Genomic DNA, 20,547 nt, shown 5'->3' with positions numbered 1-20,547 from the left:
CAACTCTACCCCGGCGCTACTCCGCCTTCTTGGTGCGACCCATCAAAGCAACCACCATATCGTCGACCTTGACCCCGCGATGGCACACGCCAAAGACCGCCTCGGTAATCGGCATCTCCACCCCAGCGGTGCGCGCCAGCCTGAACACGGACTCCGAGGAAATGACTCCCTCGGCAACCTGTCCATGCGTCGCCGCGGTGGCCTCTTCTAGGGTGCCGCCTTGACCGAGACGGTAGCCGAAGGTGCGATTGCGTGAGAGCGTGGAATTGCACGTTGCCACCAGGTCCCCTAGACCCGCCAACCCGGAAAAGGTAAACGGCTCGGCGCCAAGGGCCACTCCCAAACGGGTAATCTCCGCCAGCCCGCGAGTGATGACCGTGGCCAGAGTGTTGTTGCCCAACCCCTTGCCCGCGGCCATGCCGCAGGCCAGTGCAATGACATTCTTGCACGCTCCGCCGATCTCAGCGCCAACCACATCGACGTTGGTATAGGGCCGCAGATACGCGGTAGCCACGGCCGTTTGGACCTGGCGTGCGCGCCTTTCGTCGGGGCAGGCGATGACTGTTGCCGCGGGCTGCTCCTCGATGATTTCCTTCGCGAGGTTGGGGCCAGACAACACGGCGATGCGCGAGGCTTCTGCGCCCGTCACATCCGCGATAACCTCACTCATACGCTGCAGAGTCGAAGTCTCAATACCCTTCGAAATAGAGACCAAGGTGGCATCGGGTGGGAGCATTCCCGCCCACTGTTCGAGGTTGGAACGCAGCGTCTGTGAAGGCACGCCGAAGATCACAATCTCTGCACTCTCCAAAGCTGCGCCCGGGTCCGTGGTTGCTGAAATGGTGCTAGGAAGCTGAAAATCCGGCAGGTAGTCCACGTTGCAATGTGTGTCATTGATGGCAGCAGCCAGCTCGGGACGCCGAGCCCACAAGGTGACATCGTTTCCGGCATCTGCAAAGACCTTAGCCAGGGTCGTCCCCCATGATCCTGCACCCATCACGGCCACTTTTAACATCTAGTGCTCACGTCCTCACGTTTTGATTCTCACAATGTCGATTGTCACAATGTCCGTCCCCCATTAAAGCATGCAGGCTTATTGGGGCAGCGAAACTAGCTATTGTCGAGCATGTGCCCGCACTTCGGCGCGTGCAGATGCAATATGCCGCGATTCGGAGAAAAATGGGGCGGCGAGAACAAACACCGACAAGGAGCGCCATGGCCAAGGGCCCGAACCCAAAGAACATGCACGAAACTGACAAGGATGCCCGCCCCGAGGTCTTCATCTCAGGGCGCCATCAAGAGGTCCCGCCGGATCCGGCTCACGAGTTCACCCGCACCACGCTGGCTGCCGGTGCCGTGCTGTGGCGCGGGGACCCCCAGGACCCCGAGTTCGCACTCATTCACCGCCCGCACTATGACGATTGGTCCTTGCCCAAGGGCAAAGTAGATCCTGGAGAATCTCTGCCTGCCACAGCAGCGCGCGAGATCTTCGAAGAAACCGGATACTCGGTCCGTCTAGGCAAGCTCATTGGGAAGGTTACTTATCCCGTCCAAGGCCGAACCAAGGTGGTTTACTACTGGATGGCGCGCGTGCTAGAGGGTTCCTTTGCCCAAAACAGCGAGACGGACGAGCTGCGCTGGGTTGGCATCGACGAAGCCCCGCAACTTTTGTCCTATGAGGTTGACACTGAGGTCTTGGCCAAGGCTAAGAAGCGCCTGCGTCTAGCTCCCACGACGCGGGTGCTCTACGTCCGCCATGCGCGTGCCCATGAACGGAAGAAGTGGGAAGGTTCCGATGATCTGCGCCCCCTAGATAAGAAGGGACGCCGTCAGGCCGAGATGCTCGTGCCCTTGTTGGCCCCGTTCCACCCGACTGTAATTTATTCCGCGCAGCCGCAGCGTTGCCAGCAAACCGCAGCCCCCTTGGCTGATGAGCTGGGCATGGATATCGCGGTCAATATCAACTTTGGCGATGAGGCCTGGGCCAATAACAGGCAGGGAGCAATTGCAGCTTTTGACCGAGTGGCCAGCGGCGGCGGTGTGCCCGTCATTGTCAGCCAAGGCGAGACCATTCCGGGGATAATAGCTGAGCTCAACCCGCCCTTCCTTAAGGTCGATCTGGAAGAACTCAAGTTCAAGAAAGCATCCGTGTGGGTGCTTTCTTTCAACGGCGGGGAGCTCACCGGGGCTGACTATCTAGCCAGCCCCCTGCCAGTGCGTTAAACGCGCGGCACAGCGGGCTTAAAGGAGGGCCGCTTGGCCTCGTAGGCCTCGATGGCGTCCTCGTTGCGCAGGGTCAGGCCGATATCATCCAGCCCCTCCATGAGGCGCCAGCGGGTGTAGTCATCGATGTCGAAGCTATAGGTGCTGTTGCCAACGCTGACGGTGCGGGCATCGAGATCCACCGTGGTCTCGGTCTCCCCGGCCTCGAGCTGCTTCCAAATGAGCTCGATGTCTTCCTGATCCATCAGTCCGGTCAATAGCCCGGCCTTGCCGGAGTTACCGCGGAAGATATCAGCGAAGCGCGAGGAGAACACGGCCTTGAAGCCATATTCACTCAACGCCCACACCGCGTGCTCACGCGAGGAGCCGGTACCAAAGTCCCGCCCGGCAAAGAGCACGGAACCTTCCTTGAAGGGCTCTCGGTTGAGAATGAAATGCGGATCGGAGCGCCAGTTGGAAAATAGGCCCTCTGCAAAGCCTGTGCGCTTGACGGACTTGAGGTAGCGGGCCGGAATGATCTGGTCGGTATCCACGTTGGAGGCGCGCAGCGGAACTCCGACGCCGGTGTGGGTGACGAATTTCTCCATTGTATTCTTCTCTCCCTCTGCTTTCCTTATAGATCCATCGGGGCGGCCAAGTGCCCGGTAACCGCAGTAGCTGCGGCGACCTCAGGCGAGACCAAGTGGGTACGCCCGCCCGGCCCCTGTCGTCCCTCAAAGTTACGGTTAGACGTCGATGCGGAGCGCTCTCCCGGCTTAAGCTGATCCGGGTTCATGCCCAGGCACATCGAGCACCCGGCAGTACGCCACTCGGCGCCGAAGGCGCGGAAGATCTCATCCAAGCCTTCTTCCTCAGCTTCTTCCTTAACCACGGCGGAAGAAGGCACGACGATCATGCGGGTGTTCTCTGCGATGGCGCGGCCCTTGACTACCTCGGCAGCGGCGCGCAGATCCTCGATGCGGGCATTGGTGCACGAACCGAGGAATACGGTATCGATGGCAATGTCACGCAACGGTGTGCCGGGCTTGAGATCCATGTACTCAAGCGCCTTGCGCGTGGCTTCCTTGGCGTTATCGTCCGCAAAGTCCTCTGGATCAGGCACGTTCGCTCCCAGCGGCAAGCCCTGACCCGGGTTGGTACCCCAGGTCACAAAAGGCGTCAGCGCGGGGCCGTCAATCTCTACCACGGTGTCAAAGACCGCACCTTCGTCGGTGGGCAGGGTCTTCCAATAATCCACCGCCGCGTCCCAGTCCGCGCCCTTCGGCGCAAACTCGCGGCCCTCCACGTAGTCAAAGGTGGTCTGGTCTGGGGCGACCATGCCGGCGCGAGCGCCTGCCTCGATGGACATGTTGCAGATGGTCATGCGGGCTTCCATCGACATCTTGCGGATGGCCTCGCCTCGATATTCGATGATGTGGCCCTGGCCGCCGCCGGTGCCAATCTTGGCGATGATGGCCAGGATGAGGTCCTTGGCGGAGACCCCTGGGCCCAGTTCGCCGGTGACCTCTATGGCCATGGTCTTGAAAGGCTTAAGGGACAGCGTCTGCGTGGCCATGACGTGCTCGACCTCGGAGGTGCCAATGCCCATGGCAATGGAGCCAAAGGCCCCGTGCGTCGAGGTATGGGAATCACCGCAGACAATGGTCATGCCGGGCTGGGTGATACCCAGCTGCGGTCCGACGGTGTGGACGATGCCCTGCTGGGCATCCCCCATAGAGTGCAGGCGCACGCCAAACTCCGCGCAATTCTTGCGCAGGGTAGAGACCTGCGTGCGCGAAATCTCGTCTTTGATTTCCAGCAGGTTTCCGGTCTTAATGCCCAGGGTGGGGACATTGTGATCCTCGGTGGCCAGGTGCAGTTCGGGGTGGCGCATGCTGCGCCCGGTCATGCGCAGGCCGTCGAAAGCCTGCGGGCTGGTAACTTCGTGCAGAAGTTGAAAGTCGATGTAGAGGAGATCGGGTGCACCGTTCTCCCCTTTCTTCACGATATGATCGCGCCAGACTTTCTCGGCTAGGGTTAGGTTTTCGCTCATAGTTATTCACTCCACTTGAAATCTCATAAATTGGGACGTAGATTTCACTGTATGGGAGAGTATAGCGCAGTTTCCGGAATCAAGGTACTTGACCGAGCCGTGGCGATCATGATGACCGCCGCGAACCGGCCGTCCAGCCTCAACGAGCTCTGCGAGGCCACCGGGCTGCCACGCGCCACCGCTCACCGCCTCGCCACCGCGCTTGAGGCCCACCGCATCCTCACCCGCACCCCCGAGGGCAAATGGGGCGCTGGCCCGGCACTACCCGGCAACCGCAGCCACCTCCTCGAGGCCGCCGGCCCCGTCATGGATAGAATGCTGGCCACCACGGGCGAGTCCATCCAGCTGTACCAACAATCTGGCAAGTTCCGCACCTGCATTGCCTCCCGCGAGCCGGAGTCCGGCCTCCACAACGTGGTTCCGGTCGGCCGCCAACTCCCGCTTACCTCCGGCTCAGCGTCGCGAATCTTCGCGGCCTTCGGCGGAGTCGACACCACGGGCGCTGCCTTTAGCGCCCAAGATGTCTCGGCCGCGCGGACCAAGGGTTATTCCGAATCCATGGAGGAACGCGAGTCGGGGCTCGCTTCAGTGTCCGCGCCCGTATTCGATCCGGGCGGAAACCTCCTGGCCGTGCTTTCCATCTCCGGTTCCGTGGAGCGCTTCCGCCCCTCTCCCTCGGCAAAATACGCCAAGCTGGTCACCGATGCCGCCCAGGAACTCGGCAACAAGTTGCGCGTCTAGAGCGATCGCAATATCTCCAACTTCCGCCGGTACTCATCAAGCAATTCCAGTTGCGGGCAGCGCTTGGCGACGACGTTGAGAACCTCGCCATACCACCACTGCTGGGATGCTTTCCCGCGCTTGAAGCGCCCCCAAATCTCCGGGCCCACTAGGCCGTGATCCTCGATAATCTCCGAAAGATTATGCAGCTTGTCGCAGGCGGCAACGATAACGGAACCGAGTTCAGCCCCCTCCAAGCGGGCAAGATAGTGCTCAGCTCGATCTTGCCAGCTGGGCAGCGAATCATCCTTCGTCACCTCGCTGACAAAACGCCACACGCGCTCGCCAAACTCGGCGCGCAGGCGATCTGCGGGAAGTACCTCTGGGGCGTCCTCCACGACGTCGTGAAGCAGGCAGGCTATAAGGACATCCTCGCGGATCTCTTCAGGCAGACTCTGCCTACTGGCTACATACATCACGGCACAAGGGTGCTCTATATAAGGAATGTCCGTTCCCTTACGCAGCTGGCCTGCATGTGCGCGGGCAGCCGCGCGAAAAGCCCGCACCAGACGCGGGCTGAAAACCTCACGGCTGGTCACAGCGCCAGCGCCAGCAGCGGGCGAGCGCATTGTTTAGAGGACTACACCGTAGTTGAGCGCAATTCCGCGCACGCTATCCCAGCCCGGGCCCTCACTACTCGTGGTGACGAGTCCCTCGGCCTGCTCCTGCAGCTCTCGCACCTGCAGACCCGGCAACTCGATGGGGGTCACGGTGCGGGGCAGGTTAGCTTTACGCGGCACGTAGCCCTGGTGGCGCAAGCTGGCCAGTTCTCCTGCATCTGGCATGCGGGCGTAGTTAGAAAGCTCCCGGTGGGCCTGGCCACTGCTCAGGTAGGTCGCGCCTTGGTAGATGCCAACCACCCCGGACTGACCAGGAACCTTTACCCCGGAGCCGCTATCGCCATTGAGCTTGGGCAGCGGGTCCGCAAAGTTCATACCTGGGTCCGCTCCCCGCAGCCTGTCAACGGTAGTGGCGCAGTCCTTACCAGTACGACGTCCGTCGACGCAGATCTGCGTCCCTGTCGGCGGCACGGGGTTGATGCCATCCCCTGTCTTGGGATTGCCGCCGCTAACCGTTCCGGCAGCGAATTGAATGTAGGCAATGTCCTGCCCGGCGGCGCCCGAAGGCTTCAGCCAGCGCAGTGTGCCGAGGTGAGTGCCATCCTCTGCATACATCTGCTGGCCGGAAAGTCCGCAGTGTGCAGCGGTCCACGCGCGGTCTGCCTCGACGTAGCCGACGGTACAGGTAGAGCCCTCAGCGGTCATGATCATTTGACCTTGAGTCACCGTAGCAGCAGGGGCAGCCTGGGCGACGGCCTGACCTGCAAGAGTGCCGGCCACGGCCAGCGCGGCCCCAGCAAACACAGAAGCGGCGGCGCGCAGGCGGCGCGATAAAGAAAGCGGTTTAGAAGTCATCACCCCTTCAACATATCCCGAAATGCCCCTAGAGATCATTAACGACAACCACTTGCGCCACAAACGTCACGGATTCTGCACATCGCAAACGTCAAGACTCGCCCCGCCTCTCCAGAAACAAGCGATAGATTTATCCCTCTTGTTGAAACTCAATTGAAAACGTTGTTTAATGAAAGTGTTTTGAAAATGTGCAGCACTGTGCAGCACTATGAGGATGCAGTGCAGCAGCCCCTCCACCAAGAAAGAGTTCACCCATGACCACCCATACCATCCACCCCCACCACGAGCACGTCCACGGCGCAGGTTGCGGCCACGTTGCCTTCCAGCACGGCGACCACACCGACTACGTGCATGACGGCCACATCCACCGCGAGCACGAGGGCCACTGGGACGAGTGCGAGACCTCCGCGCACACCCTCGCAGAGGATCACGGTGACCACGTGCACGGACTGGGGTGCGGACACGTAGCTGTTCCCCACGGCGACCACGTGGACCACATCCACCATGGCCACCGCCACGCCGCAGACCACGGCCACTACGACGAGCACTAATCCCCCATTAAGGTTCCTCTATCTCCACTAGACCTATAGGGTGGAGGCATGGAACTCTATAACAGTCACTTCACCGACGTCCCTGCCCACGTGCGGCCCCACCGCCGCGGGACGGGGACGTCCACGGCGCTGTTATTGCTGGGAGCCGTTTCCCTATTGGCTCTGGGAGCCTGCTCTTCGACCTCCCAGAACGCCTCCGGCCCCACTTCAGCCACCAGCGCCCTTAGCGCAGAAAACAGCACGCCCGCTGCGGAAACGCCTGGCGAGCAGCAAGCCATCAACGGCTTCGATGCACTGCGCCAACAAGGTAGCGACTCCATGGCACACGCCCCACAACCCACGCTGGGAGAGCAAGCGCCTGGTACAGGTGCAGCAGGTGCAGAAAATCCCGTGCTTGAGCAAAGCCTCGGCGCGCCCGCCGCTGCCGATGATGGCACGGGCCTGCGCGAAGAGATCAAGTCCGCCGTCCCCGGCGACCAGGCTGCAGGATTCCCCGTCAGCGTCGAAGGTCGCGCGGCAACCATGTGCACCATGGGCAATGGCTATGGCATTGGCTTCATCATGTCTGGCAACGGACAAACCAGCTGCGGGTTCGCCAACGCGGTCGGAGCGGCACTCATCGCGCAGGCTGGTCAGCCCAGCGCCTCACTGCGTTCAATGCTGCCCATGACGGTCACGGCTACGAGTCCCGCAACCAACGAGGCCTACGATATGTCTTGTACAACGCAGGCTCGCGGACTCATCGTATGCAGTGGCGGTAACTCCGCCGAAGTGCTCATCGCCTAAAGCTCTGCCTCTTAATCTCGCCCATAATCCCGAGGGAAGTTTCGTGGCAAACACATCTGCCTCAACTACAGTGTTACGGTCTTTAAAATGTTAACAAGCTGGAAAGTTTTCCTCCGGGATTTTTCCCGCCTGGTGCGAACTCCCACGTTGTGGATCCTCGCCATCGGCGTGATGGTCACCCCTGCGCTTTATTCCTGGGTGAACGTCGCTGCCTTCTGGGATCCTTATAAGAACACGCAGAATATCGGCGTCGCGGTAGTCAACGAGGACACCGGCGCAGCTTCTGATCTGACCGGCCCCTTGAACGTAGGCGAGCAGTTGGTCGACCAGCTGCGCGACAATGACAAGCTGGGCTGGCGCTTCTTATCCCAAGACGAGGCGGATGAGGCGGTTCGCCGCGGAGATGTATTCGCCGCCATCACCGTGCCGGAGAACTTCTCCGCCAGCTTCATCAGCCTCTTCGAAGGCCCCTATAACCAGCCCACGCTGCGCTACCAGGTCAACGAGAAAATCAGCGCCATCGGGCCCAAGATCACGGACAAAGGCGCGAATACCCTCGAGCAGACCATCGGAGCCACTTTCAACGAGCAGGTGGCCAGCGCCGCCACACAGCAGCTCAAGAACTCCGGCGGCAAGCTCAGCGACCGGCTGCAAGATGCCTCTACTAACTCTGCGCATTCCTTTGGCCAGACCGCTGACACAGTGGCAGGATCTCGGGGCGAGCTCGACCAAGTCTCCGAACGTCTCGCCGGCGCTCGCCCCACCGTAGCCGGGGCTAAGGACACACTGGACTCGGTATCACAGACTCTGAGTGATGCCGAGAAAGCACTGGACAATGTCCAATCCATCAGCAGCGACGTCCAAGGCCAACTGACCTCCTTTAGTGATAGTGCCCTCGACGCTTATCTCCAGGGCACCTCTGCGCTTGCCGAAGGCTCTGCATCCGCCAACGCCGCAGTCGGCAACGTCAGCGGCGAGTTAGAAGGCGCGCTCGGTCGCGTTGGTGCTGCTACGCGCGGCGCGGAAGCGGCCACGCAGCAGGCCGACCAAGCGCTTGAGCAGCTTCAGTCCCTGCCCAGTAATCCAGGGTTGCCACCCCAAACGGCCGCGGATCTGCGCCAGGCTTTATCCGGTCTGCAGGAGCGCAACGCTAGCAACTCTCAGGTGCTCCAAGACCTGGGAGGAGTCCAAGACTCGGCCTCGACCACGCTAGACTCGCTGCGCGACGCCTCGCAGGCCCTCAAGGATGCCACCGCCCAGACGCAGCAAGATTCGCGGGGACTGGCGGATTCCGCATCGACTGCTCTGCCCGCCCTCAATTCGGCGATCTCCCGGGTCGGAGCAACCGCCGGCCGGCTTTCTGGCTCGCTTGCCTCGCAGCAAACCCTGGTGGAGCAGGCCAAGGGCCTTCTAGACGGCGTCGACAAGCAGCTGGGCCAGGCCCAGGGCGTGCTCACTGACTTCTCCGAGGACCTCGCCAATATTGAAGATAGCCTGCGCACCGCGCGTATAGACGTCCTTGGCCTCGGGCGTGCGGTGGCCGGGGACTCGATACTCAACACCGTAGAGGGGCTCAACACCGACGAGGTCGCGCGCTTTATGTCTTCGCCGGCGCAGATGGAAAGCCATGCCGTATTCCCCGTACAGCACTATGGCTCCGGCATGTCCTCGCTCTTTACCAGCCTCACCCTGTGGATCGGGGCCTTCATGCTCTTGGTCATCTTCCGCACGGAGGTCGACCCCAAGGGTATAAAGAACATCACCGTGGCCAAGGCCTACTTTGCGCGTTTCTTGCTGCTGGCGGTCTTTGCCATTGGACAGGCGCTCATCGTGAGCATAGGCAACCTCGCCATCGGAGTGGAGCATGTCAGCGCTCTGGCTTACGTGGCCACAACGGTGGCCATCGGACTGTGCTATCTCAGTATTGTCTATGCGCTGGTCTCAACTTTCGGGCACGTGGGGCGCGGCATAGCCGTCGTCTTCGCTTTCATTCAAATCCCCGGGGCTTCAGGTCTCTATCCCATTGAGATGACCCCCGATTTCTTCCGCGTTGTCCACCCGCTTCTGCCCTTAACCTATGGCATCGCCGCCATGCGTGAAACCGTCGGCGGCTTTTACGACGGACATTATGTGCGCTACATGGCCACCCTCATCGGCATGGCTGCCGTGGCCTATCTCGCGGGCAGTTTCCTGCGCCGCGCGCTCTCGAGCGTCAACCTCGTCATCAACGATGAGCTGGCCAAGGGCGGCCTCATCGTCGATGAAAAGGTCCACCTTGTCAGCGGCCGCTACCGCATCAATGATCTCCTGGTGGCGCTCCAAGACCGCAGCACCTTTGAGAAGAATAACCAGTCGCGCTGGCGCTCCCTGCGGGAAAACTCGCGCATCGCCATGCTCATCACCATCGCGGTCGCGGCGCTGCTCCTGCTCATTCTCGGGGCTGCCTCCTACTTCAACGAGGAGGAGAAGGCCATCTTCTTCGGCCTCGCCTGCCTGGTGACGCTGCTGGCTGTAGGCATCATCTGTTTCATCGAGTACATTAATCAGAGCCTCGCACGCACCGGCCACCTGGCAGAGCTTTCTGAAGATCAGCTGCGCGAGCATCTGCGCGAGCAAAGCGCCCATCCCCACGCCTACCGCCTCGAAGAACGTGACGAGGACGCAGGTCCCCCACGCGAGAATCAAGAACAAACAGGAGAAATGGAACAGTCAGGGCAGGGAGACAAGGCATGAAGAACATTCTGACCATCCTGCACGACGATCTCGCCGCCATCCGCTCCAACGTCATGACAGCTGTGATCGTCTTCGGCGTGCTCATCATCCCACTGCTTTTTACCACCTTTAACGTGCTCGCCAGCTGGAATCCCTTTGGCAACACCCAGCGCCTGCAAATCGCGGTGGCCAGTAAGGACGCCGGCTATGAGAGCGATCTCGCGCCTATCAAGCTCAACTTGGGCGACGAGGTACTCTCCCAACTCAGTCGCAATCACGATATTGATTGGATCATCACCGATAGCGGCGATGCGGTCGAGGGCACCAAGTCCGGGCAGTACTACGCCGGCATTGTCTTGCCCGAGGACTTTAGCAAGGACCTGCTCACCTTCTACGTGGCTGGGACCGAGCCCACCAAGCTCGAGCTCTACACCAACGAGAAGAAGAACGCCCTCTCCACGACCATTACCACCCAGGGTGCCGATGGCGTCGTGGAGAAGATCGACGAGTCCTTTACTCAGGTGGTTTCCTCCATCGGTCTCGGCGTCGTCTCCGAACTAGACCAATACCTCGACCGCGACCAGACCCAGAGCGCCTTCGACACCGTCGAGGAGCGCATGCGCACAGTCAGCGCGCGGCTGGATTCAGCCTCCACCACAGTGCGCTCGCTATCGAGCCTTCTCGATTCCACCGTCCCCTTGGCAGACGGCGCCAGCAATATCTTGGCGGCTGCGGGCGAACAATCCTCCGCGCTTGATGATGCAAACGGGCAGTCTCCCCTGGATTCCCTCGATTCCATCCTCGGCGGGTCAACCTCCTCCCTCGATTCCGCTTTGGATTCGACGGCCGCCAGCTACGGTGCAGTCCGCGACCGCCTCGATGGCCTGCTTGGCGATGCCGACTCCCTCACCTCCGGCACCGCCACCACCTACCGCTCCATGGCGCAGCGCGTACAGGAACAAAGCGATGCTTTCTCGCAGCTACGCTCAACGCTGCAAGCACAATCCGATTCTGCTCCTGCAGGGGTGGCAACCACCGCCTATGCCAGCGTGCTGGCACAAATCGACTCCACCATCGCGCAGACGAATGCCCTGCACGACTCCCTGCAGCAAACGGCGAGCGATATCGAATCCGGGCGCGGCAACGCCGCCGATTCGCGCCAGCGCAGCAAGGACGCAGTCGCCTCCGCCATAAGCGCCGTGGAATCCGCGCGCAGTGCCTACCGCAACGACCTGAAACCGCAGCTCGACGCACTGGGCACTAACGTGCGCGCCGTCGCAGGCGGGATCGACTCCGTCAAGCAAGACCTCGCGGGAGTGCGCGCAACCATGGGTTCCGAAGGCAACGCCGGCAGCGCCCTTACCCAAGCCCGCGATAGCACCGCGCGCTTGGCAGACCGCCTCAGCGAACAATCAAAGCGCTTCGCCGATCTCGAGCGCCAGCTTGCTGATGCCCGCGATTCCGGGGACTTCAAGAAGCTTTCGGAGATCCTCAGCAACGATCCCACCACCCTGGCCTCCCGCCTGACCTCCCCCGTGGCTATCGACCGCGAGGCGATCTTCCCCGTTGCCACCTTCGGCGTGGGCATGGCGCCCTTCTACATGACACTGTCCCTGTGGGTGGGCGCGCTCATCGCCTGCGTGCTAGTACGTACCAACGCGGAGAAGCACTACCTCGGACCCGCTAGCTCCTTTACCCGCAACGAGGCTTACCTAGGGCGCTTCGCCACCTTCGCACTTATCGCATTGGGACAGTCCACCCTCGTCGTGCTCAGCCTTTTGCTCTTTGTACAGATCGGCGCCGCGCACCCCTTCCTGCTCTTGCTCAGCGGATGGATCATCTCGCTCGTATTCATGCTGATGATCTATACGCTTGTCATCTCTTTCGACAGCGCCGGCAAGGCCTTGTCTATCCTGCTCCTCGTGCTACAGATCTCCGGCGCGAGCGGTGCCTATCCCCTGCCACTGCTGCCGGACTGGTTCCACACCATCAGCCCCTGGCTACCCGCCACCTACGCGGTCGATGCACTGCGCTCAGCTATAGCGGGCGTTTACCATGGCGATATGTGGCGCAGCCTCGGCATGCTGCTGCTCTTCACCATCCCAACGCTCATCTTGGGCTTGTGGCTGCGACGCTTCATGGACGGTTATCATCGCCGTCTGCAGCGCGCCATCGAATCAACCAAGGTCATGGCCTGAGCATGTCCCAAGCATGACCTAGGCCACGTTCATCAAACGTGCGCCTGGCCATTAGAGGCATTCGTGCCGCCATCAACGTTGAGCACGTGCCCCGTGATGTATCCGGCGTCTTGGGAAGCTAAGAAGAGCACCGCTGGTGCAATATCCTCCGGCTGGCCCAGACGCCCGAGAGCCACGCGGTTGACATAGGGCGCGGCGTCCTCGAGCGTGTCTGCCGATCCTTCGTTGAGGCGAGTATGCGTAAACGCCGGTGCCACCGCATTAACGCGCACCCCTTTTTCGCCATAGTCCAGGGCAAGCGAACGCACGAAGCCACTCACCGCGTGCTTGGTGGCCGCGTATCCAGCCTGCCCCCAATCCCCGCCGAGCCCCGATACGGAAGATACCGCCACTAGGTTGCCGCCCGTATTGACCAGCTCCGGCATGACGGCGCGCGCCAAGTACACAAAACCATCGACGTTGATGGCGCGCATCTGGTGCCACTTGTCGACGTCCATGTCTACCAAGTCCCCTGCCTCCACAATGCCGGCATTGCTCACGACGACGTCAATGCGGCCAAACTTCTCCTTGACCGCAGCCACAAGCTCTTCCCCCGCAGCGGGCTCAGAAATATCGTTGACAAGAGTCAGAGTTCGCTCACCCGGATACCCCGCAACAGACTCCTCTAGCGGCTTGAGGTTTCTCCCCGTAACCACCACGCTTGCGCCATTATCAAGAAAAGCACGAGCTATAGCCCGGCCAATTCCGTGGCTGCCACCAGTTACGACGACGACCTGATCCTGAAACGAATAAGTATTGACAGTCATGTAAATTCAGACTCCCTAATTGAGGTTGGTGTTTTCCGGTACTTTCCCCGTTATACGCATCTCCGCCGCAGCCGTCGAGGCTCGCATCCCAATTCTTTCCAATCCGGCGGTAGTTGCTTATCATCGCCACCTGTTCTCCAGGTGTCAGAGCTCTTAACTGCTAAAATTGGGCCTCAGTTCAATGCAAAGAGGAGGCGCAAGCACCATGAAGAAATCGCCCGCCGTTAAACTCACGCGACAGCGCCAGAAAGAATTTTCAGCGAAAACCCAGTTTAAGGACACTGACGATTCGCTTACTATGCTTGCCAAACTTGCCTACAAAACGGACCGCCACGGTAAACTCGATCCGCGCATCATCGAGTTCATCGAGACCGGAAAGCGCCCCGCCTAGATTTCCGTTTTCCTAAGGACAACCGGAATTCATGAAGAACCCACCTCTCGGACTAGCATTATTAAGGTTCAACATCACGAGGCCGTGAAACGGCTCGTGCCCTTAACTTCATCCTCGGAGGACTTTGTGACCCGTCGACTTTGGCGTCCCCTATCAGTTGGAATACTCGCAGCGAGTTTCCTCATCACCATCCCTGTGTCCGCTAATGCGGAGGACAACGGCGCATCCAGCTCAGAGCTTGCAGGCTCGGTCAACGACGGACTCCTTGACTTGGTTGCAGGATCCTCGCAGTGGGAAGGATCTTCCGATCTCACACTGCAGGGGCTTCTCAGCAGCGCCAATCTCCTGGACTCAAGCAGTACCTCTGGCTCCGGCTCCACGCTTCCTGATTCACTGCTCAGCAGCGAGAGCGGCTACCCGCTCCCCACCGTTGACAACATCGACGAAGTCAAGATCGTGAAGAAGGAGGTGGAGAACCGCGCGGATCGCCGCGAGAAATGGTCCATTGCTTCCCCTTCGATGAAGCGCGTGGTCGACGTCCAGATCGTCCGCCCGGCTGATCCGAACGCACCTGCGCCCATGCTGTACCTCCTGGACGGAATTGGCGGCAACAAGAACTCCTCGGGGTGGGTCAACACCGGTGCGGTGAAGAATGTCTTCGCCAACGAGAACGCCACCGTCGTGATGCCTTTGGGCGCAGCGGCTTCTTTGTACACCGATTGGGATAAGGACGACCCGGCTCTGGGAACCATCAAATGGGAAACTTTCATCACCAAAGAACTCGCACCGCTTCTCGAGTCCGACCCCTCCCTGCACTTCAACGACAAACGAGGGATCGGCGGGCTGTCCATGGGCGCCAGCGGAGCTGTCCGCATGGCCAATAACAATCCTGACTTCTTCAATGCTGCGATCGGCATCTCGGGTTGCTACTCCACCATGGACGCCATAGGTAAGCAGACGGTCAACCTGATCGTCGGGTCCCGTGGCGGCAACGTGGAAAACATGTGGGGTCCGGTAGGCTCCGAGAAGTGGAATGCCCAGGACGTTAACCAGAATCCGCAGGGCATCAAGGACATGGCCGTGTACCTCTCTGCCGCGAGCGGAGCAGCCGGCGACGTCGACATCAAAGACTACGAAGGGGAGCCCTTCTACAACATGGTCGCTGGCCTCTACCTTGAGCGCGGCGCCCACGAGTGCACGAAGAACCTCGAAGAATCCCTCTCCGAGGCCGGCGCCCCCGATATCACCGTCTCCTACCTCGATACCGGAATGCACAACTGGCGCAACTATGAGGCGCAGCTCCAACCGGCCTGGGACGACGTCAAGCACGCTCTGGATTAATTTCTCTACAATCGCCTCGCGAACACGCGAGACACCGCGTTAAGAAGATCGGCACCTAAAACTTCGACCGCCCCTCAGCAGACGATTGCTGAAGGGCGGTCGTTTCAGACACAGGCTAATGTACAAAGAGCTTGTGAATCCAAGAACGAGATTGGCGTTCTTTCATCTCCTATCTCCTTTCTCAGTACAAAAAGCATAGGTCAAAACCAATACTGCTGGGTCGAGTCCATGGGAGTGGTGTTTCTGTCTTTCGATTACACAGGCTGGGCAACGGCTTCAGGGGCCGGCGCGTGGTTGGTTTTCTTGCCGGTTCATGCGGCCTGCTCAGCGGGATCGCCAGCGTCGATGATGTTGGATGTGATCATCGGTTTTGTTGAATCCAGTCATCGTGTTGCTCCGCTAGCACCGCTCCAACCACACGGACGATAGCATCCCGGTTCGGGAAGATGCCGACGATACCGGTACGCCGACGGATTTCCCGATTGAGTCTTTCAGTGGGATTGTTTGACCACACTTTGACCCACACTGTTTTCAGAGCGTTCACGTGATCCATGGGGCTCTTACTGACAGTTACAGATACACCACACTAGCGGGCTCAACCCGAGATCGGCTTTTTCTCCGTGTTTCCGCATGGGACCGATCATTCAGGATAGGCCGGATGGCCTTGCTACCGCACTACCTAATTCTGGCTAGGCGGCCCGCCTGTGGATAACCGCCTTGGGCCTAGTGGGTTATCCACAGTTTCCTTGTTGGGTGCAGGTTGGGGATTGTCGCGGCGGTGGGTGGTGCCTTAGCGTGACGGTCATGGGCTTGCAGGAGTACTTCGCACAACTTAGCCGAGGTGTTGACCTCGTAGCCGAGTGCTCGGGGCTATCTGCGCCGGACCTTGAAAAGATGGGGGCCAGCGCGCAGGATACCGCCGAGCTTATAAGCCTGCACACCATCTACTTCGGTACTACTCCCTATACCGGCAAGCAACGCTTAGCTGTTGACGCTGCCAGGCGCAACGGACACACCCTGAGCACCCTGCGCCAGATCGAATCCTTTACCCGCCGCGTTCAAGGACGCCTGGCCACGTGGAACCTTCGCGTAGAGCTATGCGCCACGCCAAGCGAGCAGGTTACTGCGGTAGCTAGGCGCCGGCTGCGTGAGATGCGTGTTCCCCGCACGTATTGCGAGCGCGCGATGTTGCGCCAGCACCCCAACGGGCTAGCTACCTTGACAGTGACCGGCAATGGGTTGGATATGGCAGATGCCTTCCGAACCATCGACCAGCAGCATCCGGGTAAGAGTTTTATCGCCCGCATGCTCGGCAAAGCAGACGGGGCCCCGGCTGCGCGTACTCGGGTGACGACTATGGCAGTCCTCCAGTTGGAGGATTATGGCACGATTATGCGCCGCGAGCGCGATGATGTGATGATACGCACCACCAGTGGGACTGTTATCACCGGCGCGCAGCTTGTAGAGCGTGCCTGTGCCAACGAGGGTCTTATTACGGTGATAAGCCGTACGCTGGGGCCGGTGGACTTATACCGCTTTGAGCGCTTCGCCTCAACAAAGCAGCGCACAATGCTCGCAGCAGAGCACCCCACCTGCGCGTGGCCAGGCTGTAACACCCCAGCAGAAAGAGGGCAGTTCCACCATCTCACCCCGTGGAAGCACGGCGGGGAGACTAACGTTGCCAACCTGGTGACCTTGTGTAACTACCACAACGGCATCAATGACGACGATCCGAATGCGCCACCACGCCGCGGGCGCCTTACCCGCCAAGGCGGGACAATAGTCTGGCAGCCACCGCACACCAGCCTTTAGGATAACAAGCCTAACGGCGACTTCCCGCACCCCAAAAAGGGACACGTTTTTGCGTGTCCCTCTCCACCATGCACTCCAAAACCCAGAAGATCCCGCAACGGACTGCGCACAGCGCGAAAAGTCCCGAGCCAGTATCTTTGATACAGCTCGGGACCTTCATTTTGTACCCCGTACGGGATTTGAACCCGTGTTACCGCCGTGAGAGGGCGGCGTCCTAGGCCCCTAGACGAACGGGGCATGTTCACCTATCCTTGCGGACTAGCTAAGCGTAATTGAGAACTCAGCGCTTATACAAATCGCCAGTTCAGTGTGAGAATCCGCGGCAAGAAAAAGACTAGAAAACGCAAAGAAATCCCGAACCTTATGTGTGCTACTTACTGCGTTCTCTTCAGCCTAGGTGCGGATCGAATCAGTGGTTATTCCGCTTGCAATCTGTGGATAGTCAGTGGCTGGAATTTAGTGCTGTAGCGAAGGTTCGGGATGACGCGATATGTGCAATAGCATTCGCTTTGAGGCTCCTACTTCGTACGAGTGTTGATGGGAAGGAAGTACTGGATTCTGGCTGTGCCGCCCAGCGAAGTTACTGCGAAACGCGTCGGGTAAAATGATGCGAATCAGCTTCTTTCACCTGCTCTCCTCTCATCCGGTTACGATGTACTTGCAGTCTAAGGCTGCGAGCTTGCATACCGGAAGAGCCTTGTCTGAATCAGCCGGTGGTCCTCCCCCTGGTCATTCACATGCTCACATGGCCAGCGTGGAGAAGTACTTCACCGGTATGGGGTGGAGTTAATACCAGTTATGGCCTAGTTACCCACGCCGGAATCCGCATCAGACGCTATTTCTTTAGGTGAATCGAGCTCACCGGCGCTGTGCTTCTGGGCATTCTTCAGCGCCGCTTTTTGGCGGTGTTGGAGGCGTTTCTCATCGAAGCTTCCCCGCAGCTTTTCCACGCCGGACCCGATGCTGGCCGAGGTCCCCTTGGCTAGGCCCACGACGTCCTCCCACGTCTCATCCCGGATGCTGCCAACGGCGGCGCGCCAGAGCTCTCGCTCGAGGGCTGGAATTTCGCGTTCGATGCCGAAGAAGGCATTCTCCGCCCGCGCAATCTCAGTCAAACTATGTAGGCAGAGATCGACGAGCTGCGTGGACTTTTTGACGTAGCGGGCGCGCTCGACATCGCTCAGCACAGCGGCCTGCGCGATGGCGCTAAAGAGCTCCGCTACGGCCAAGGAAGCTTCCTCGCGCGCCTCCTGGGTATCTGCCTGATGGATGGCAGCATGCAGCTTGCCTTCCTCGGCGTCTATCTCGGATTGCAGCTGGAAGGCGATCTCAAGGACGTGGTACAGATCCACTTGCCACAGCGTCTCCGCCAAGAGAGGAAGATTCTGCGCGATCACAGGCTTGGCCTTCTGCAGCGCCTCAAGGCGCTTGCTGACACTGGTTTCTTTGCTCACCTCCGTGGCCATGTCGCGCAATTCATCCACCAATACCGACTGCCTGACCTGCAGTTGCTTCTCAAAATCAGCGATCTTCGACCACATTACCGGCGTAATATGACCCGTGGCTTCATGAAGCTTCTTGGTCTTCTCTAGCAGCTTCCGGCTCGCGCGCAGCTCCCCGACTTTCTCCCGCTGGAGCCCCTTCGCCAGATCATCGAGCTTGCCATCAATGGTCTTGAGATAGTCATTGATCTGCGCCATCTGTTGTTCCATGGCAATCTGGTTCATGATTCCGCCCTTGCCCATCAGCACGGCCGGATTAAGCAAGCGTGCGGGCGATCCCACAAACTGGAGATGCTTGGCGATGGCGCCTCCTTCCGCACGCACCACCCCACACATGAGGCCGTTCTCGCGGCTAATGGACATGCCGTACTGCTTCAGCGCGGCCGCCGAGGCATCATCAAGTTTGAGCCACTTTCCGGAGTTCTCACTGATGACGGAGGCCACCTGTGTCATCTGGGCTGCGTCCCCCAACCGGGTCAGTAGTGAGCGCAATCGTCCCTCGGGACATCGAAAACTTCCCAGACTGGGAGGGTGTTGAGAAAGCTCTCCACCAGCTTCGGATCACCTAAAAGAGCCACTCGCACAGGCAGCCAAGGTCGCATTGAATACTTCGGAAGGAACTCACACCCGCGTCCAGGTGCTACTCCTGCTGGCGCTCAAGAACCCCGACTTCCACCCCACCGTTGTCGAGAACGTGCATAGTATCCCCTTCCACGTTGAGCTTGGAAGCACCGTTAAGCCAGGTATCGATGTCTCCCAGGCATGCCATCATTGTGCTGGCCAGCTCCGATAACTGAATCTCGCCATCGGCCTCACTCCAGCTGCCCATCAACCGGTTGCAGCCATCGCTGCCGCTGACCCTGCCATCTGCATCGAGCACCAGCTGCGGCTCGCCCGGTCCTCCTGGTCCCCACGTTCCCACGGCGTCTTCCCGCGCGGAGGACTCTGCACAGCCCACCACCACGGCACCTGCGACTATCGCCCCGCAGGTGACGATTCCAACCTTCACACCACGGTTCCTTTTCATACCTCACCAGCCTACAGAGATTTCTAATGACGCCGATTTCCATTAGTGCTAGAGTCGGGCTTATGAGCACAGAACAAAAACTCACTCCAGATCCGCAGCAAGCAGAACGTTTTTCCAACGATCCCGGCTTCGTCGCCGCGCTCGACCAGAGCGGCGGAAGCACCCCGAAGGCACTGAAGGCCTACGGTGTCGAGGAAAGCGCCTATTCCAATCATGAGGAGATGTTTGATCTCATCCACGAGGCGCGCACCCGGGTCATCACCAGCCCGGTATTCACCAAGGAGCGCATCCTCGCCGCCATCCTCTTTGAGAACACCCTTGACCGTGAGATTGAGGGCATCAACACCGCCGAGTATCTGTGGAAGAACAAAGGCATCGTGCCGATCCTCAAGATCGACAAGGGCCTGCTTCCCACCGATAATGATGTCCAGCTGATGAAGGACATCCCGGGCCTGGCTGAGACCCTCGCCAAGGCGCGTGCCCACGGCGTATTTGGCACCAAGGAGCGCTCCGTCATCCATGCGGCGAACGCTGCGGGTATAGCGGACGTCGTCAAGCAGCAATTTGAGGTGGCCGAGGAAGTCATCGCCGCGGGTCTCGTTCCTATCCTCGAGCCCGAGGTCAGCATCGAAGCACCCGACAAGGCACAGGCCGAGGCAATCTTGCGAGAGGAACTCCTCAAAGGTCTCGACGCGCTGGGTGATGTTCAGGTCTCCCTCAAAGTGACCATTCCCACCGAGGACAACTTCTATGCCGAGCTCATTGCGCACCCGCGTGTTGCCCGCGTGCTAGCGCTCTCCGGCGGCTACGAGCGCGATGAAGCCGCACAGCGCCTTGCCCGCAACCCGGGGCTTATCGCCAGCTTCAGCCGCGCGCTGCTCGAGGGGCTGTCCGCCGGCCAGTCCGACGAGGAGTTCAACGCCACCCTCAACCACAGCATTGAGGAGATTTACAAGGCCTCGGTGGCCTAG

18 protein-coding genes, 1 tRNA gene and 1 pseudogene are annotated in these 20,547 nt (G+C 59.9%); 10 read left to right on the top strand and 10 right to left on the bottom strand.

The genetic code is table 11. From position 1 onward, the window contains the following. Window positions 1-16: 16 nt before the first annotated feature. Window positions 17-1,015, bottom strand: coding sequence for an NAD(P)H-dependent glycerol-3-phosphate dehydrogenase (locus F4V60_RS05625; protein WP_075729711.1), 999 nt, complete (start codon window positions 1,013-1,015; stop codon window positions 17-19). A 200-nt stretch (window positions 1,016-1,215) separates the two neighbouring features. Here F4V60_RS05625 and F4V60_RS05620 point away from each other — a divergent pair, with 200 nt between their 5' ends. Then, a complete protein-coding gene (locus tag F4V60_RS05620) occupies window positions 1,216-2,223 on the top strand; it encodes an NUDIX hydrolase (protein WP_141256030.1) in 1,008 nt (335 codons plus the stop codon). Here the strand turns inward: F4V60_RS05620 and leuD are convergent. After that, on the bottom strand, window positions 2,220-2,810 hold the full coding sequence (gene leuD, locus F4V60_RS05615; protein WP_075729710.1) for a 3-isopropylmalate dehydratase small subunit: 591 nt from the start codon (window positions 2,808-2,810) through the stop codon (window positions 2,220-2,222). The genes F4V60_RS05620 and leuD overlap by 4 nt on opposite strands. 26 nt (window positions 2,811-2,836) lie before the next feature. Beyond that, window positions 2,837-4,255 carry a 3-isopropylmalate dehydratase large subunit gene (gene leuC, locus F4V60_RS05610; RefSeq protein WP_075729709.1) on the bottom strand — a complete coding sequence of 473 codons (1,419 nt, stop codon included), beginning with the start codon at window positions 4,253-4,255 and terminating at the stop codon, window positions 2,837-2,839. 51 nt (window positions 4,256-4,306) lie between these two features. Between leuC and F4V60_RS05605 the strand changes: the two genes are divergently transcribed. Next, window positions 4,307-4,996, top strand: a complete 690-nt coding sequence (locus F4V60_RS05605; RefSeq protein ID WP_075729708.1) for an IclR family transcriptional regulator — start codon at window positions 4,307-4,309, stop codon at window positions 4,994-4,996. Here the strand turns inward: F4V60_RS05605 and F4V60_RS05600 are convergent. Both F4V60_RS05600 and F4V60_RS05595 read right to left on the bottom strand, forming a co-directional pair. Beyond that, window positions 4,993-5,604, bottom strand: a complete 612-nt coding sequence (locus tag F4V60_RS05600; protein ID WP_075729707.1) for an HD domain-containing protein — start codon at window positions 5,602-5,604, stop codon at window positions 4,993-4,995. The genes F4V60_RS05605 and F4V60_RS05600 overlap by 4 nt on opposite strands. Before the next feature lie 3 nt (window positions 5,605-5,607). After that, a complete protein-coding gene (locus tag F4V60_RS05595; protein WP_075729706.1) occupies window positions 5,608-6,450 on the bottom strand; it encodes a chymotrypsin family serine protease in 843 nt (280 codons plus the stop codon). Window positions 6,451-6,704: 254 nt separating this feature from the next. Between F4V60_RS05595 and F4V60_RS05590 the strand changes: the two genes are divergently transcribed. The 4 genes from F4V60_RS05590 (at window position 6,705) to F4V60_RS05575 (ending at window position 12,697) form a co-directional block, all read left to right on the top strand. Then, window positions 6,705-7,001: a hypothetical protein gene (locus tag F4V60_RS05590; RefSeq protein ID WP_075729705.1), complete on the top strand. Its 297-nt coding sequence runs from the start codon at window positions 6,705-6,707 to the stop codon at window positions 6,999-7,001. Between the two features lie 48 nt (window positions 7,002-7,049). Further along, entirely contained in the window at window positions 7,050-7,787 is a 738-nt protein-coding gene (locus tag F4V60_RS05585) for a hypothetical protein (protein WP_075729704.1), read from the top strand. A gap of 87 nt (window positions 7,788-7,874) precedes the next feature. Next, window positions 7,875-10,520: a YhgE/Pip domain-containing protein gene (locus F4V60_RS05580; RefSeq protein WP_075729703.1), complete on the top strand. Its 2,646-nt coding sequence runs from the start codon at window positions 7,875-7,877 to the stop codon at window positions 10,518-10,520. Beyond that, on the top strand, window positions 10,517-12,697 hold the full coding sequence (locus F4V60_RS05575) for a YhgE/Pip domain-containing protein (protein WP_075729702.1): 2,181 nt from the start codon (window positions 10,517-10,519) through the stop codon (window positions 12,695-12,697). Before F4V60_RS05580 ends, F4V60_RS05575 begins: the two co-directional genes overlap by 4 nt. A 32-nt stretch (window positions 12,698-12,729) precedes the next feature. On the opposite strand, the gene budC is transcribed toward F4V60_RS05575, so the two are convergent. Continuing rightward, the gene (budC, locus tag F4V60_RS05570; protein WP_075729701.1) at window positions 12,730-13,503 is read right to left on the bottom strand and encodes a meso-2,3-butanediol dehydrogenase; all 774 of its coding nucleotides are present in this window, start codon (window positions 13,501-13,503) and stop codon (window positions 12,730-12,732) included. A 205-nt stretch (window positions 13,504-13,708) separates the two neighbouring features. Between budC and F4V60_RS05565 the strand changes: the two genes are divergently transcribed. Together F4V60_RS05565 and F4V60_RS05560 are read left to right on the top strand one after the other, a co-directional pair. Next, entirely contained in the window at window positions 13,709-13,894 is a 186-nt protein-coding gene (locus F4V60_RS05565; RefSeq protein ID WP_075729700.1) for a hypothetical protein, read from the top strand. A 126-nt stretch (window positions 13,895-14,020) separates the two neighbouring features. Then, entirely contained in the window at window positions 14,021-15,235 is a 1,215-nt protein-coding gene (locus tag F4V60_RS05560; RefSeq protein ID WP_075729699.1) for an alpha/beta hydrolase, read from the top strand. A 364-nt stretch (window positions 15,236-15,599) separates the two neighbouring features. Here the strand turns inward: F4V60_RS05560 and F4V60_RS05555 are convergent. After that, a pseudogene (locus F4V60_RS05555) lies at window positions 15,600-15,767 on the bottom strand (transposase); the annotation flags it as partial. 272 nt (window positions 15,768-16,039) lie between these two features. On the opposite strand from F4V60_RS05555, the gene F4V60_RS05550 reads away from it, so the two are divergent. Beyond that, on the top strand, window positions 16,040-17,047 hold the full coding sequence (locus F4V60_RS05550; RefSeq protein WP_075731089.1) for an HNH endonuclease signature motif containing protein: 1,008 nt from the start codon (window positions 16,040-16,042) through the stop codon (window positions 17,045-17,047). A gap of 164 nt (window positions 17,048-17,211) precedes the next feature. Here F4V60_RS05550 and F4V60_RS05545 read toward each other — a convergent pair. The 3 genes from F4V60_RS05545 to F4V60_RS05535 form a co-directional block, all read right to left on the bottom strand. Further along, a tRNA-Glu gene (locus tag F4V60_RS05545) sits at window positions 17,212-17,284 on the bottom strand. Window positions 17,285-17,850: 566 nt separating this feature from the next. Further along, on the bottom strand, window positions 17,851-19,002 hold the full coding sequence (locus F4V60_RS05540; RefSeq protein WP_075729698.1) for a hypothetical protein: 1,152 nt from the start codon (window positions 19,000-19,002) through the stop codon (window positions 17,851-17,853). A gap of 187 nt (window positions 19,003-19,189) precedes the next feature. After that, the gene (locus F4V60_RS05535; RefSeq protein ID WP_232315991.1) at window positions 19,190-19,558 is read right to left on the bottom strand and encodes an META domain-containing protein; all 369 of its coding nucleotides are present in this window, start codon (window positions 19,556-19,558) and stop codon (window positions 19,190-19,192) included. Window positions 19,559-19,638: 80 nt separating this feature from the next. On the opposite strand from F4V60_RS05535, the gene F4V60_RS05530 reads away from it, so the two are divergent. After that, a complete protein-coding gene (locus F4V60_RS05530) occupies window positions 19,639-20,547 on the top strand; it encodes a fructose bisphosphate aldolase (RefSeq protein WP_075729696.1) in 909 nt (302 codons plus the stop codon).

The organism is Corynebacterium flavescens (genome assembly GCF_008693105.1).
Taxonomy (GTDB): domain Bacteria; phylum Actinomycetota; class Actinomycetes; order Mycobacteriales; family Mycobacteriaceae; genus Corynebacterium; species Corynebacterium flavescens.
The sequence above is the reverse complement of the archived record's forward strand: the minus strand, read 5'-3'. Positions and strand labels throughout refer to the sequence as shown.

Excerpts from the sequence above, each read along its gene's own strand:
- F4V60_RS05625 (WP_075729711.1), bottom strand. The coding sequence starts at position 1,015 with ATGTTAAAAGTGGCCGTGATGGGTGCAGGATCATGGGGGACGACCCTG.
- F4V60_RS05620 (WP_141256030.1), top strand. The coding sequence starts at position 1,216 with ATGGCCAAGGGCCCGAACCCAAAGAACATGCACGAAACTGACAAGGAT.
- leuD (WP_075729710.1), bottom strand. The coding sequence starts at position 2,810 with ATGGAGAAATTCGTCACCCACACCGGCGTCGGAGTTCCGCTGCGCGCC.
- leuC (WP_075729709.1), bottom strand. The coding sequence starts at position 4,255 with ATGAGCGAAAACCTAACCCTAGCCGAGAAAGTCTGGCGCGATCATATC.
- F4V60_RS05605 (WP_075729708.1), top strand. The coding sequence starts at position 4,307 with ATGGGAGAGTATAGCGCAGTTTCCGGAATCAAGGTACTTGACCGAGCC.
- F4V60_RS05600 (WP_075729707.1), bottom strand. The coding sequence starts at position 5,604 with ATGCGCTCGCCCGCTGCTGGCGCTGGCGCTGTGACCAGCCGTGAGGTT.
- F4V60_RS05595 (WP_075729706.1), bottom strand. The coding sequence starts at position 6,450 with ATGACTTCTAAACCGCTTTCTTTATCGCGCCGCCTGCGCGCCGCCGCT.
- F4V60_RS05590 (WP_075729705.1), top strand. The coding sequence starts at position 6,705 with ATGACCACCCATACCATCCACCCCCACCACGAGCACGTCCACGGCGCA.
- F4V60_RS05585 (WP_075729704.1), top strand. The coding sequence starts at position 7,050 with ATGGAACTCTATAACAGTCACTTCACCGACGTCCCTGCCCACGTGCGG.
- F4V60_RS05580 (WP_075729703.1), top strand. The coding sequence starts at position 7,875 with ATGTTAACAAGCTGGAAAGTTTTCCTCCGGGATTTTTCCCGCCTGGTG.
- F4V60_RS05575 (WP_075729702.1), top strand. The coding sequence starts at position 10,517 with ATGAAGAACATTCTGACCATCCTGCACGACGATCTCGCCGCCATCCGC.
- budC (WP_075729701.1), bottom strand. The coding sequence starts at position 13,503 with ATGACTGTCAATACTTATTCGTTTCAGGATCAGGTCGTCGTCGTAACT.
- F4V60_RS05565 (WP_075729700.1), top strand. The coding sequence starts at position 13,709 with ATGAAGAAATCGCCCGCCGTTAAACTCACGCGACAGCGCCAGAAAGAA.
- F4V60_RS05550 (WP_075731089.1), top strand. The coding sequence starts at position 16,040 with ATGGGCTTGCAGGAGTACTTCGCACAACTTAGCCGAGGTGTTGACCTC.
- F4V60_RS05540 (WP_075729698.1), bottom strand. The coding sequence starts at position 19,002 with ATGACACAGGTGGCCTCCGTCATCAGTGAGAACTCCGGAAAGTGGCTC.
- F4V60_RS05530 (WP_075729696.1), top strand. The coding sequence starts at position 19,639 with ATGAGCACAGAACAAAAACTCACTCCAGATCCGCAGCAAGCAGAACGT.